This is a genomic window from Streptomyces sp. SS7, assembly GCF_037993025.1.
Lineage (GTDB): Bacteria > Actinomycetota > Actinomycetes > Streptomycetales > Streptomycetaceae > Streptomyces.
In genome coordinates, this window is record NZ_CP141223.1 from 212,464 (window position 1) to 225,389 (window position 12,926).

Genomic DNA, 12,926 nt, shown 5'->3' on the forward strand with positions numbered 1-12,926 from the left:
CGTGTCGGGTCCCCTGGGCCGATCCATCCGAAACGGCGGCCCTGCCGTTCTCAGCGGGCGAGCGCGTCCTCGAGCGTCGGCCGGATGTCGAGGACGGTGTCCGCTCCGGTCAGCTCCAGGACCCTGCGCAGCGGTGGCGCCGGCCTGGCCACGTACAGCCGCGCCGCGGCGGTGCGGTTGAAGGTCAGCAGGACGTTCAGGACGGTGGAGTCGGCGAAGGTGAGTCCGGCCGCGTCCACGACCACCTTGGAGAAGGACGCGGCCCCCGCCTCCAGGGCCGCGCTCAGCGAGGGGGTCGAGTTCGAGTCGAAGGCGCCGTGCACGGCGACCACCCACGCGCCCTCCCGCTCGTGCTGGCTCAGGTACGGCAGCCCGGCGGCGTGCGACCTCGGCGGATCCGACGGTCTGTCATCGCTGCCGCTCATGGGACTCATGGCGCGAGTATGTCGCGGAGACCGCTCCTCCGCGAGGAGGCGGGGCCTCGGGCTCACACGCCGGGCACCGGCTCCGCCGCGCCCGGAGCGTCCTGGACGGTCTCCTGGATGACGAGCAGGGCGATGTCGTCGAGGCGCTGCCCGGTGGTCCCGGACTCGCCCAGGACGGCGTCGATGAGCAGATGCAGGTCCCGTTCGCCGGCCTCGGCGAGGTGCCGGGCGAGACAGGCGATCGACTCCTCCAGGTCGGCGCCCGGTGCTTCGACCAGCCCGTCGGTGTAGAGGGCCAGCAGCATCCCCTCGACGAGCGGGATCTCGGTCACGGGGAACGCGGCGTCCGGGTCGATGCCGAGGAGCGGTCCGGGCACCACGTCCAGGGGCCGGCTCCCGCCGTCGGGGAGGCGCAGGATCGGTGGGGGGTGGCCGGCGCTGGCGAGGGTGACGCGTCGGCGGGCGAGGTCGAGGTGGGCGTAGAGACAGCTGGTGAACAGGTCGGGGTCGAGGTCGGTGAGGAGCCGGTTGGTGCGGTGCAGGACCTCGTCGGGGGGTGTGCCGAGGGTCGCGTGGGCGTGGACGGCGGTGCGGACCTGCCCCATCAGGGCGGCCGCGGCGACGTTGTGGCCCTGGACGTCGCCGATGACGGCGGCCGCCGCGGTGTCGCCGAGGCGGATCAGGTCGTAGAAGTCCCCTCCGATGTCCATGCCGCGGGTGGCGGGCAGATAGCGCGCGGCGACGCTCAGGCCGTCGATCGCGGGGAGGGTGCGCGGGAGCAGGCCCTGCTGGAGGCCGTGGGCGAGTTCGAGTTTGGTGTCGTAGAGGCGGGCGCGGTCGAAGGCCTGGGCGATGAGCCCGGCGAGGGAGGTCAGGACCGCGCGTTCCTCGGCGGTGAACGGGTGGGGGCGGTCGTACGACAGGACGCAGATGCCGACCGGGCGGCCGGAGATGATCAGGGGCAGGAAGGCCCACGCCTGCTTTCCACTGGCCGGCGGGGCCTCCGGGTGGGTGCGCCGCATGTCGTCCGGGTCGGTGTAGAACGCGGGGGTGCCGTCGGCCAGTACCTGCCCTGCCGGGGTGAAGGCGGTGTCCAGCGGGAGGCCGTCCAGGCGGGCGATGGTGTCGGAGGCGTAGCCGCGGTGGCCGGTGATCCGCAGCCGGCCCGCTTCGGCGGTGGACAGGACGAGCCCCTGGGCGCCGAAGGCGGGCATGATCTGGTCGGCCACCAGGTCGACGACGTCCTGCACGCCGACGACCTCGGTCAGCGCGGCGGCGAGATGCGTGAGCTGGTACAGCTGGCCGGCGCGGGCCGACGTGTCGGCGGCGCCGGTCCGGCCCGCCGGTGCGGAGGGCTCGTCGGCACTGCTGGGGAGGATGCGGACGCTGATGCCGCTGTCGTCCGGGTAGAGGTGGAGGTCGAGCCACTGGCCCGGCGGGCGGCACGCGGTGAACGTGACGGGCTCGCGGCTGATCACCGCGGCTCGGTAGCGGTCCTCGTAGAGGGGGACGTCGAGCCAGCGCAGGGACTGCCAGGGCAACGTGCCCAGCAGGTGCGCCGCCTCGCGGCCGAGGAGCTCCGCGGCGCCGGAGCTGACGTAGGTGAAGCGCCCCTCCAGGTCCAGCGCGCAGCTGCCGCCGGGCAGGCGCTCGACGAGGTCGGCGACGGCGAGCTCGGGGGGCGCGGACCGGTGGCCGGTGCCGACGGGTACCGCACGCGGCCGCTCGCGGGGGGCCGACCCGGGCCGTACGGCGGCCTCCTCCAGCAGCCGGGCCAGACGGCCGCAGCTGGACATGATGTTGCCGCGCCCGCGCGGGGTCATGTGGGAGGGCCGCGTGGCGGGCCACATCAGCAGCAGGGTCCCCCACCGTCGGACACCGATGACCGGCGCGGCCGCCAGCGCCAGCGGGTACGGAAGGACCATCGCGGTGCGCGGATAGGAGAGGACCATCTCCTCCTGGCTGCCGACCCACACCATCCGTGCCTCACGCACGGCGTCGGCCACGGGTGCCGGAGAGGCGAGGGGGACCCTCGTCCAGGGTGCGGCGAACTCGACCGGTGCACCGCACACGGCGTCCAGGTGCAGCAGCGCCTCGTCCGGTGCGAGCAGGTAGAGGGCACCGATGGACGCTCCCGTCCGGCGCACGGTCTCCGCGAAGGCGGCGTCCAGCCCTTCGGTGTCCGCCCGCGGATCGGCGCTACCGGTCATGCCCTCTGCTCCTCTCGGGGCGCGGGTCGTCGTGGACGGCCGGAGATCTCCAGACTAGTCGCGCCGCGGTCGTCACGGGATCGGCGCACCCCCGGCTCCTCACCCACGTGGCGCCGGGCAGCACGATCCCGCCGTACGGCGGGCGGAAGGGCCGTGGCTCCCGTAGGGTCGCAGTGCCACCGCGTGCCGTCGCGGCGGCACGGTGTGGTCCAGCGTTCCTTCGCACGTGTCCGAGCGACGAGGAGTGCCCATGTCAGGACGGTTCGAGGCGACGGTCGAGGTGGACCGGCCCATCGCGGAGGTGTTCGCCTACCTTGCCGACGGGCGCAACGACCCGCAGTTCAGCCCGAGGGTGCTCAGGATCGAACGGATTCCGGACGGGCCGACCGCGGTGGGCACCGTCTTCCGCAGCACCGTCAAGGACGCCGGTATGAAGACCGCGCGCGAGTTCCGCATCACGGCTCTCGAAGCCCCCGTGCTGCTCCGGTGGGCCGAGATCTCGAAGAACAGCGTGACGGCGAGCGAGGGCGGCTACGACCTGACGCCGTTGCCGGACGGCGGCACGCGGGTGCGGCTCCACAACCTGCTGGAGGGCCACGGGCTGGGCAAGCTCCTCGTCGGCCTCGCGCTGGGCGCGGCCCGCAAGGACGCCGACGCGTTCGGCCGACGGATCAAGACCGCGGCGGAGGCGGCGATCGCACCCTCGGCCTGACGACTCCGCCCGCCGGACCGGCGGGGCGGGACGCCCGCGTCATCACCCCTGGCGAGACCGGGAAACGGTGCCAGAACCCGGCAATGACCGGCTATTCCCGCTGCCAGCTGCACCGGGGCGAGTGGACTCCCCCGCAGCAGAAGAAGACCAGGAAGCGCTGACCGCGCGCCGGCCGCCGCGTGGGCGGCGGGAATCGCTGCCGCGGTCAGCGTCCCTGAGTCGGGCGCCGGCGCGGTCCCTGGCCTGGGCGGCGGGGTCGGCGTGCGGGAGCGGGGCGGTCCTCGGGCCCGGCGGTGGGTGAGGAGAAGCCTCCCGGGACGACAGGCCGCGCCGGGGCCGGAACCTGCCCGGCGGTCTGCTCGGGCTTGCGCTGGGGGGCGGCGGCGCGGGCGACGACGGTGGCGTGCGGGATCAGCGGAGCGCACATCGTGCAGACCTCCTCCACGCTCCACACCTGGCCCACCGTGGCGTCGTGACGCAGGATCATCACCACGGAGCCCGCACAGCGCACCCTGCTCTCATGGGGTGCGCACTCCGTCGAACCGCAGTGGCAGCGGGCGTTGGGGCGAACCGTGGCCGCCTTCGCGTGCGCGGCGGCGTGCTGGGCGGCGAAGGAGCGCAACGCCGCGAGGTCCTTGGACCGCTGCGGCATCCGGCATGCCGTGGTGCTGCAGGTGAGGGTGGCGGAGCGGTCGCCGTGCCCGGTGAGGCGGACGGTCCAGGCGCGTCCGGGCACACGGTCGGCTGAGGAATCGGTGGAGGCTGTCGTCACGGCACGGCTACCCGTTCTGATCGATCGATGGTGTCGGTCCACTATGCGCTACGCGGCCGCCCGACGGACAGCAGGTTGACGCCTCCTCGCCACGTCGGCTTCTCGTCAGGCGCGCGCCAGTCTTACCGAGCCCGGTGACGAAAGCCCGGCGGCAGGAGGCCGCTGACGCCCTCCCCTCTCCCGTGATCCCCGCTCTGCGTTCCAGCGAAAACCAACCACCTGGTAAGTGCTGGCGCTCGGACGGGCGACCAGGAAGGCAGCCGACGATGACCGAACCCGCTCCCGGGTTCCTCTGGGGTGCGTCCACGGCGCCGCACCAGATCGAGGGCAACACCGTGTGAGCGTCGTCCACCGGGGCGGCATCGTCGCGACCGGCCCGGCGGGCGAGGTCACCGCACGCCCCGCGCACCCCTGCACCCGGCGCAGGTCGCGGACCCGGCCGAACAGCGCCGACGGCGCGAGGCACGGCAACGCCCGTGACCGTCCGCGCGGCCGCTCCGTCCGTCGCGGGCCACAGGACCATTCGGACGCGGGCGCGCCCGGGAGGTACGCCTCCGGCGAGCGCCGGTCAAGCGCCGGCAGTGGCCGGCCGCCCGGACCGCCATGTGCGGGAAACTGCGCACGACGGCCCGAGCCCGGAAACGGTGCCGGCATCGATTCCCTCGGCGACCGGGCCGCCACGAGGCCGGCGTCAGGGCCGGTGCGGTGGCGTGATGCCGAGCCGCTGCGCGAGTTCCCCGGCGTCGACGCCGTACGTCTCCCGGATCCGTATGCCCTCGGAGCCGACGTCGAAGACGCCGTGGTCGGTGTAGACGCGGCTGACGCAGCCGAGGCCGGTGAGGGGGTAGGTGCACCGCGGGACGAGCTTGGGCTCGCCGGAGCGGGTGAAGAGCGTCATCATCACGTAGACGTCCTTGGCACCGATGGCGAGGTCCATGGCGCCTCCGACGGCGGGGATGTCGTCGGGTCTGCCGGTGGTCCAGTTGGCGAGGTCGCCGTTGAAGGCCACCTCGTAGGCACCGAGGACGCAGACGTCGAGGTGGCCGCCGCGCATCATGGCGAAGGAGTCGGCGTGGTGGAAGTAGGCCGCGCCCGGCAGCTCGGTCACCGGGACCTTGCCCGCGTTGGTCAGATCGGGGTCGATGGCGTCGCCCTCGGCCTTCGGCCCCATGTTGAGCATGCCGTTCTCGGTGTGCAGCACCACTCCGGAGCCGGCCGGCAGATGGTCGGCGATCTTGGTGGGCTGCCCGATGCCGAGGTTCACGAAGGAGTCGGCCGGGATGTCGCGGGCGATGACGGCGGCGAGTTCGTCCATCGAGAGACGGTGGTCGGCGCTCCTCGGCGGCCCGGGGTACGCCCGGTCGGCGGTCGTGGTGGTCATCGCGCCCCCTGGACGGTGTAGTGACGGGCCGTCACCTGGACGATCCGGTCGACGTAGATGGACGGGGTGACGACGGCCTCGGGGTCGAGCGCCCCCGGCTCGACGACCCGGTCGACCTGGACGATGGTGGTCGTCGCGGCCGTGGCCATGACCGGTCCGAAGTTACGGGCCGTCCTGCGGTAGACGAGGTTGCCCATGGTGTCCGCGACATGGGCACCGATCAGCGCGTAGTCGCCCTTGATCGGGTACTCCAGCAGGTACGTGCGGCCGTCGATCTCCCGGACCTCCTTGCCCTCCGCCAGTGGCGTGCCCACCGCGGTCGGGCAGTAGAAGGCCCCTATGCCGGCGCCGGCCGCGCGCATCCGCTCGGCGAGGTTGCCCTGCGGCACCACCTCGAGTTCGATCTTCCCGGCGCGGTAGAGGTCGTCGAAGACCCAGGAGTCGGACTGGCGCGGGAAGGAGCACAGCACCTTGCGCACCCGGCCGGCGGCCAGCAGCGCCGCCAGGCCGACATCGCCGTTGCCCGCGTTGTTGGAAACGATGGTGAGGTCCTTCGCGCCCTGCCGGATGAGCGCGTCGATCAGGTCGAACGGCATGCCCGCCAGGCCGAAGCCGCCGACCAGGACCGTCGCACCGTCCTCGATGCCGGCGACCGCCGCATCCGCGCTGTCGAGGATCTCCGCCCGGCTCACCGGTCCGCCCCCGTCACGGCGCAGTTCTCCAGGACGACGGCCAGGCCCTGGCCCACCCCGATGCAGATGGCGGCGACGCCGTAACGCTGTCGCGTCTCGCGCAGCACCTTGGCCAGGGTGGCGAGGATGCGGCCGCCGGAGGCGCCCAGCGGGTGGCCGATCGCGAGGGCGCCGCCCTTCCGGTTGACGAGGGCGGGGTCGATCTTCCAGGCGTCGAGGCAGGCGAGCGACTGCACGGCGAACGCCTCGTTGATCTCGACGGCGCCCACCTGGTCCCAGCCGATCCCGGCCCGCGCCAGCGCCCGGTTCGCGGCCTCGACCGGGGCGTAGCCGAAGGACTGCGGCTCCAGCGCGGTCACCCCGCGGCCGGCGATGCGGGCGAGGGGGTCGGTTCCGATCGTGGCCGCGGCCTTCTCACTGCCCAGCAGCACCGCGGAGGCGCCGTCGTTGAGCGGACTGGCGTTGCCCGCGGTGATGGTGCCGCCCTGCTCCGGGGTGCGGAAGACCGGCTTGAGCCCGGCCAGCGCCTCGGGGGTGGATCCGGGGCGGATGCCCTCGTCGCGGGTGAGGGCGACGCCGTCGACCGGCGTCACCAGGTCGTCGTAGAAGCCCGACTCCCAGGCGGCGTGGGCGAGTCGGTGGGAGCGGGCGGCGAACTCGTCCTGCCGCTCGCGGGAGATCCCGAAGCGTTCCCGCAGTTGTTCGTTGGCCTCGCCGAGGCTGACCGTCCACTCCTTCGGCATCCGCGGGTTGACCAGCCGCCAGCCGAGCGTGGTCGAGACGGCGGTGACGTCGCCGGCCGGGAACGGCTTCGCCGACTTGGGCAGGACCCAGGGCGCACGCGTCATCGACTCGACGCCGCCGGTCAGCACCACGTCCGCGTCGCCGGACTCGATGGTCCGGCTGGCCGTCATCGCCGCGTCGAGGCTGGAGCCGCACAGCCGGTTGACCGTGGTGCCGGGCACGCTCACCGGGAGGCCGGCGAGCAGCGCCGCCATGCGGCCGACGTTGCGGTTGTCCTCCCCGGCGCCGTTGGCGTTGCCCCACACCACGTCGTCGATGGCGGCGGGGTCGAGGCCCGGCACCCGGGCGAGCGTCGAGGTGATCGCGGCGGCGGCGAGGTCGTCGGGGCGCACCCCGGCCAGCGCGCCGTTGAAGCGGCCGAACGGGGTCCGGGTCGCGGCGTAGAGGAATGCACTCATGGCACCGACGCTAGTACCCGGGAGCGATATTCTGAAGTACGCATATCCCAGCCGATTGATATGGATGACATATGGATCTGCGACATCTGCGGTACTTCGTGGCGGTGGCCGAGGAGCGGCACTTCGGGCGGGCGGCCGAGCGCCTCCACATGGCGCAGCCGCCGCTGTCCCAGCAGATCCGGCAGCTGGAGACGGAGCTCGGCGTCCAGCTGCTGCGGCGCACCACGCGCCGCGTCGACCTGACCGAGGCCGGCCGGGCCTACCTGGCACGGGCGCGCGCGATCCTCGCCGACGTCGACGAGGCGGCGCGCCAGGCACGGCTCGTCGCGGCCGGCGCGGTCGGGCACCTGGCGATCGGGTGCGTCGGTTCGGCGACGTACAGCCTCCTGCCCGCGCTCTCGCGCCGGCTCACGGCGGAACTGCCCGGCGTCGACTTCTCCTTCCGCGGCGAGATGCTCGCGCCCGACCAGGTCGAGGCGCTCCGCTCCGGCGCGATCGACGTGGCGCTGCTGCGCCCGGTGGCGGCCGACCTCTCCCTCACCGTGCACACCCTGCGCCGGGACCGGCTGGTCGTCGCCGTACCGGTCGACCACCCCCTCGCCCGCCGGAAACGGCTGCGCGTCGAGGACCTGGCCGGGACCGACCTCATCGTGCACTCCGCCGGCCGCCGGTCGGTGATGTACGACGTGGTCCTGGGCCTGCTGCGCGACGCCGGTGTCGAACCGCGCATCCGGCACGAGGTCGGCGAGACCTCGACGCTGGTGACCCTCGTGGCCGGCGGCCTCGGCGTCGCGGTGGTACCGGAACCGGTGACGGCGCTGGCGCTCGACGGTGTCGCCTACCTGCCGCTGGCCGGGGCCGACGCACGCGTGGAGCTGGCCGTGGCCCACCGGGCCGACCGCGCCGAACCGCACCTGGCCCGCACCGTGGGGATCATCCGGGCGGCGATCTGAGGAGCCGGGGGCCGCCCGGTCGGCGCCGCCCGGTCCCCGACGGCCGGGCAGCGGTCCTGCGCCACGGCCCTCGCGACGGAGTCGCGGGCGAGACCCGCGATGCGATCGTCCGTGGTGTCGTCCGCCCCGCCCACCCCGATGGCGCCGATGACCTACGGTGTCGGCCGTGCTGGCGTCACGCGGCGGCTCACGCGCGAAGGCGCGGCTCCGCGCAGGTGACAGGCTGCGGATCGCGCGTCCGCGCAACGGACGGGCCGTCGCTCTTCAGTGCCGAGGTCCATGCCGCAGCCGCCGACCGACGTCTCGGGCGTCGTGGCGTTCCTCGCCTCCGACGGCCCCGCTTTCATCCCCGGGCAGATCGTCGTCGCGGACGGCGGCAACACGCGCCGCTGAGTCCGGCTGCGGCAGGCCGGGGCCGGCGCCGCCGTCAGCTCCCGGCCCGCTCCACGGGGAGCCACAGCTCGGCGTCCGCCTCCGTCCCGTCCGGGGACAGCTGTGTGCGCAGGATCTCCGGACCGGGCCGGCTGCGGTACGGATTGGACGGGAACCACTGGGTGAATACGTCCCGCCACAGCTCCTGGACGGCTTGCGGCGCGGGCCCCGAGGTGGTGAAGACCGCCCAGGTGCCGGCCGGGACGGCGAGCGTCGCGGCGCCCTCGGGGGCGGCGGCGGACGTGATCACCCCTTGGTAGTAGTCGAGCTCGGTGCCTTCGGCCCGGCTGGGGTCCAGGTCGTCGCAGACCGCGACGATGCCCCGCGGCTCCTGGTCGGACAGCTTCTCCAACTGCTCCAGTCGCTGTCGGCCGATGCCGCGGACGAAGTCGATGACGGCCTGGTTCGGCCCCCTGTGCACGAGGGGCACCCGGGCCCTGGGCCCCACGACCGTGAAGTCCGGCCGGTCCACCACGCGATAGCGCATGCTGCTGTTCCCTTCGACGGTGAGGCGGAAGGACAACCGCGGCTGGGAGACGAGCGCGGCGCCGGTGCGCCGGGCCTCCCCCGGGCCCACGCCGTGCATGGCCCGGAAGGCCCGGGCGAACGCCTCGCCCGAGCCGTAGCCGTACCGCACCGCGATCTCCAGCAGCGACTCCCGGCCCGCGAGCACCTCGGCGCCGGCGACGGTGAGCCGGCGCCGCCGTACGTACTCCGACAGCGGCATGCCCGCGAGTGCGGAGAACATCCGGCGCAGGTGGTACTCCGAGGTGGCCGCGACGCGGGCCAGTTCGGTCACGTCGACCTGCCCGTCGAGACGGCCCTCGATGTCCTCCATGGCCTGGTTGAGACGCTCCAGCACGTCCGGTCCCCTTCCCTTTTCCGGTCACCAGACTAGGAACCGGGCTCCCTCCCCGACCCGACATCCTGTGCCCGATCGGATCAGGTGCGCTCGCTCCCGGCGGGCGCAGGGGACGCCGGAACCGTCAGCAGGGACAGATGGGCGAGGTCTCCGGGCGGGGGTGTCGTCACCGACCACAGCGGTGCGGGGGAACCGTCGGCGATCGCTGCCGGGGCGTCGGTCAGGTTCATCCGCTCGCGCAGGCGGCCGTAGAAGTCCATCGGGCCCAGCCGGACCGCACGCAGACGGCGCGGCGCGGCGTACACGCCGATCCAGTCCCCCGGGTCGAGCACGCCCCGCAGCTGGCCGTCGATGCTGACCGCGGCCGGCCCCGACCGGTCGAGGAGACGCAGCCCGACCGGCTCGTCGGGCGCGGTGACGACCGAGCGGTCGAAGGTCATGTGCGGGGCGACCGGAGTGAAGACGAGGACCTCCGCACGGGGCGAGACGACGGGCCCGCCCGCGGCGAAACTGTAGGCCGTCGAGCCGGTCGGGGTGGCGACGAGCAGCGCGTCGGCCGAGTAGGAGGCCAGGAGCCGACCGGAGACGTAGACCCCGACGGACACCTGCCGGTCCCGGACCAGCTTCTCCAGGACGACGTCGTTGAGCGCGGTGACGTCCAGCGGGATGCCCCAGTCCTTGTCGACCTCGCAGTCCTGCCGCACCTGGGGCGGCGGCAGGAGCGGCCCGCGGCCGTACCCGATGAGCGATTCCATGCCCGCGGGCACCTCCAGCCTGCGCGAGGCGCGCAGGGCGAGCAGCATGCGGCTGTCGACCTCGAACCGGTCCTCGCGGACGGCGTCCAGTGCCGAACGCACGGCGGCGGCCGACACCTCCGTCAGGAATCCCACCCGGCCCAGGTCGACTCCCAGGACCAGGGAGCCGTTCTCGGCGGCCAGTCGCGCGCCGCGCAGGAAGGTGCCGTCGCCGCCCAGGGTCACCACGAGGTCGGGGTCGCCTCCCGCCTCGACCTCCTCGCGGGCGCCGCGCCGCCCGCCGTCGCGCCACACGTCGATGTCCGTGCACCGCACGGCGTGCTCCCCGCACCAGGCGCGGACGAGGCCGGCCGCCGCGACGGCCTCCGGGCGTCCACCGTGCACGACCAGGCCGAGCCGGTTCACTGTCACATCCGCCTCCGGGGATCTCGGGTCACCGAACGGCGGCCCCGGTACGCAGCACTCCGTGCCCTCTCCTCGATGGTGGCGCGGACGGACCCGCCTTGTCTCGTCCGGGCCGGCCCGTCACCGCTCCGGTGCGGGCACGAGGCGGACGATCACGCTCTTCGACGTGGGGATGTCGCCGATGTCGGCGACGCTGTCGAGGGGGACCAGGACGTTGGTCTCGGGGTAGTAGGCGGCGGCCGAGCCGCGGGGGGGGCGGGGAGGCGATGGCGCGGAAGCCGTCGGCGCGGCGTTCCGGCTGCCGTCGTCGAGGCCAGGCAAGTGAGGTCGGCGCGGTTGACCAGGACGACGCGCCGGCCGCCCTTGATGCCGCGGTGGCGGTCGTCCATCGCGTAGGGGACCGTGTTGTCTTCCACTGGTCGTGCGAGCGCAGGGTCTGCAGGACCAGGTGTCCCTCGGCGGCCCGGAGCATGGTGAAGTCGTTGGCGGTGAAGACGGCCTTGCCGGTGGGGGTGCGGAACGCCTTGTCCTTGACCGGGTTGGGCAGACGGAAGCCTCCCGGGCGCCTTACCCGCTCGTTGAAGTCGTGGATCTCCCGTCGACGACCCGGGCGATGCGGTCGCGGACGAGGTCGTAGTCGGCTTCGAAGTCCGCCCAGGGGATGTCCGCTCCGCTCTCGCGGCCCTGCAGCGTCCTGCGGGCCAGGCGGCTGATGATGGACACCTCGCTCGGCAGGTGCGGGGAGGCGGGGGCCAGGCGGCCGCGGGTCGTGTGGACCTCGCTCATCGAGTCCTCGACCGTCATGAACTGCTCTGAGCCGGCCTGGATGTCCCGGTCGCTGCGGCCGAGCGTGGGCAGGATCAGGGCGGTGCGTCCGCACACCGTGTGCGAGCGGTTGAGCTTCGTCGAGATGTGCGCGGTCAGACAGCAGGTGCGCAGGGCGCGCTCGGTGGCGTCGCTGTCGGGCGAGGCTCGTACGAAGTTCCCGGCGACGCCGACGAACAGCTTGGCCCGTCCGTCGAGCATGGCCCGGACGGAGTCGACGGAGTCCAGTCCGTGCCGGGTCGGAGCGGTGAAGCGGAACTCCTCCCCCAGCCGGCCCAGGAAGGGCTGCGGCATCCGCTCCCGGATCCCCATGGTGCGGTCGCCCTGGACTTGCCGTGCCCGCGCACCGGGCAGACGCCCGCCCCGGGCCGGCCGATGTTGCCGCTTCTCGTCCCTGGTCAGACCGGTGGCCTCCAGGAGCGCGTCCCAGGCGCCGGCCGCCCGCAACCGGCTGCGGCCTCGGCGCTCGTGCAGTCGGCCCTCCTCGGCGGCCATCCATGCTTCGGCCAACTCCGCGATCAGCGAACCGAGTCGACGGCGCTGGAGGCCGGTGAAGACACGATGGGACAAGGCCGTGCGACCAAGGTGTTGCGTCACAGCAACATCCAGCCCACGCGGCCCTGTGCATGCCATGGCAGAAGCCTGATCGTGTCAGCGCGCCACGTTGTTGTGTTCCGGCACCGGTTCAGCACGAGCTCGGGAGGCCGGAGAGCAGAGCCGCAGCAGCTCTGTCGAAAGGGGCGATGCTGCCTTCAGCGCGACACAGGATGTGGGCGCCTTCGAGTGTGACGATCATGAGGGTGGCGAGATCAGCGGCCTGGGACGGGCTCATTCCGGCGTGGGTGAGTTTTCCGGCGAGCTCGCCGCCCCATCCGGTGAATGCTTCGGCCGCGACAGTGCGCAGGCTGCTCTGGTCGGCAATGGCCGCACCGCCGTCGATGGTGACCGCCGCGATTGCGCAGCCGCCGCCCCCGGCGGACGCCTGCACCACGGGGCGCACGCTGCCAAGGAACGCCTCCACGACTTCGCGTGGCGTGCGGGCCGGCAGTTCGTGCAGGTGGCTGCGGACGTCTTCTCCGTTGCGGCGGGCGGCTTCGAGCGCGAGTTGCTGTTTGCCGCCCGGGAAATGGTGATAGATCGCTCCGCGCGCGGCACCACTCTCGGCCAGGACGTCGGTGAAGGACATCGCGGCCAGGCCGTGGCGCTGCAGCAGTCCGATTGCTGCCCTGATCATGCGGGACTTCGTGTCCGCGGCCATCGCGACCTCCTTGACTAGTACGGCCATCCTAGTTCATGCTCT

11 protein-coding genes and 1 pseudogene are annotated in these 12,926 nt (G+C 73.2%); 2 read left to right on the plus strand and 10 right to left on the minus strand.

The window, feature by feature from the left end:
- Positions 1-50: 50 nt before the first annotated feature.
- Both U5640_RS00980 and U5640_RS00985 read right to left on the minus strand, forming a co-directional pair.
- On the minus strand, positions 51-434 hold the full coding sequence (locus U5640_RS00980) for an STAS domain-containing protein (RefSeq protein ID WP_340373887.1): 384 nt from the start codon (positions 432-434) through the stop codon (positions 51-53).
- Between the two features lie 53 nt (positions 435-487).
- Complete coding sequence (locus U5640_RS00985) at positions 488-2,635, minus strand: SpoIIE family protein phosphatase (protein ID WP_340373888.1); 2,148 nt, start codon at positions 2,633-2,635, stop codon at positions 488-490.
- A 250-nt stretch (positions 2,636-2,885) separates the two neighbouring features.
- Between U5640_RS00985 and U5640_RS00990 the strand changes: the two genes are divergently transcribed.
- Positions 2,886-3,347: an SRPBCC family protein gene (locus tag U5640_RS00990; protein ID WP_340373889.1), complete on the plus strand. Its 462-nt coding sequence runs from the start codon at positions 2,886-2,888 to the stop codon at positions 3,345-3,347.
- A 205-nt stretch (positions 3,348-3,552) separates the two neighbouring features.
- Here the strand turns inward: U5640_RS00990 and U5640_RS00995 are convergent, their stop codons facing one another.
- The 4 genes from U5640_RS00995 to U5640_RS01010 form a co-directional block, all read right to left on the minus strand.
- Positions 3,553-4,083: a hypothetical protein gene (locus U5640_RS00995; protein WP_340373890.1), complete on the minus strand. Its 531-nt coding sequence runs from the start codon at positions 4,081-4,083 to the stop codon at positions 3,553-3,555.
- Positions 4,084-4,810: 727 nt separating this feature from the next.
- Positions 4,811-5,500 carry a CoA-transferase gene (locus U5640_RS01000; RefSeq protein WP_340373891.1) on the minus strand — a complete coding sequence of 230 codons (690 nt, stop codon included), beginning with the start codon at positions 5,498-5,500 and terminating at the stop codon, positions 4,811-4,813.
- Complete coding sequence (locus U5640_RS01005) at positions 5,497-6,192, minus strand: 3-oxoacid CoA-transferase subunit A (protein ID WP_340373892.1); 696 nt, start codon at positions 6,190-6,192, stop codon at positions 5,497-5,499. Before U5640_RS01005 ends, U5640_RS01000 begins: the two co-directional genes overlap by 4 nt.
- On the minus strand, positions 6,189-7,394 hold the full coding sequence (locus U5640_RS01010) for a thiolase family protein (protein ID WP_340373893.1): 1,206 nt from the start codon (positions 7,392-7,394) through the stop codon (positions 6,189-6,191). The genes U5640_RS01005 and U5640_RS01010 overlap by 4 nt, the downstream gene beginning before the upstream one ends.
- A gap of 71 nt (positions 7,395-7,465) precedes the next feature.
- Here U5640_RS01010 and U5640_RS01015 point away from each other — a divergent pair, with 71 nt between their 5' ends.
- Positions 7,466-8,347, plus strand: coding sequence for a LysR substrate-binding domain-containing protein (locus U5640_RS01015; protein WP_340373894.1), 882 nt, complete (start codon positions 7,466-7,468; stop codon positions 8,345-8,347).
- Between the two features lie 427 nt (positions 8,348-8,774).
- Here U5640_RS01015 and U5640_RS01020 read toward each other — a convergent pair whose 3' ends face one another.
- From U5640_RS01020 to U5640_RS01035, 4 genes and pseudogenes are all read right to left on the minus strand, one after another.
- A complete protein-coding gene (locus U5640_RS01020) occupies positions 8,775-9,641 on the minus strand; it encodes an AraC family transcriptional regulator (RefSeq protein ID WP_340373895.1) in 867 nt (288 codons plus the stop codon).
- An 80-nt stretch (positions 9,642-9,721) separates the two neighbouring features.
- A complete protein-coding gene (locus U5640_RS01025; RefSeq protein WP_340373896.1) occupies positions 9,722-10,807 on the minus strand; it encodes an NAD(+)/NADH kinase in 1,086 nt (361 codons plus the stop codon).
- A 114-nt stretch (positions 10,808-10,921) separates the two neighbouring features.
- A pseudogene (locus U5640_RS01030) lies at positions 10,922-12,009 on the minus strand (hypothetical protein); the annotation flags it as partial.
- Between the two features lie 302 nt (positions 12,010-12,311).
- Positions 12,312-12,884 carry a TetR/AcrR family transcriptional regulator gene (locus U5640_RS01035; protein ID WP_340373897.1) on the minus strand — a complete coding sequence of 191 codons (573 nt, stop codon included), beginning with the start codon at positions 12,882-12,884 and terminating at the stop codon, positions 12,312-12,314.
- Positions 12,885-12,926: the final 42 nt, after the last annotated feature.

Bases quoted from the DNA above. Each gene is read 5' to 3' on its own strand.
- U5640_RS00980 (WP_340373887.1), bottom strand. From the start codon at position 434: ATGAGTCCCATGAGCGGCAGCGATGACAGACCGTCGGATCCGCCGAGG.
- U5640_RS00985 (WP_340373888.1), bottom strand. From the start codon at position 2,635: ATGACCGGTAGCGCCGATCCGCGGGCGGACACCGAAGGGCTGGACGCC.
- U5640_RS00990 (WP_340373889.1), top strand. From the start codon at position 2,886: ATGTCAGGACGGTTCGAGGCGACGGTCGAGGTGGACCGGCCCATCGCG.
- U5640_RS01000 (WP_340373891.1), bottom strand. From the start codon at position 5,500: ATGACCACCACGACCGCCGACCGGGCGTACCCCGGGCCGCCGAGGAGC.
- U5640_RS01010 (WP_340373893.1), bottom strand. From the start codon at position 7,394: ATGAGTGCATTCCTCTACGCCGCGACCCGGACCCCGTTCGGCCGCTTC.
- U5640_RS01015 (WP_340373894.1), top strand. From the start codon at position 7,466: ATGGATCTGCGACATCTGCGGTACTTCGTGGCGGTGGCCGAGGAGCGG.
- U5640_RS01035 (WP_340373897.1), bottom strand. From the start codon at position 12,884: ATGGCCGCGGACACGAAGTCCCGCATGATCAGGGCAGCAATCGGACTG.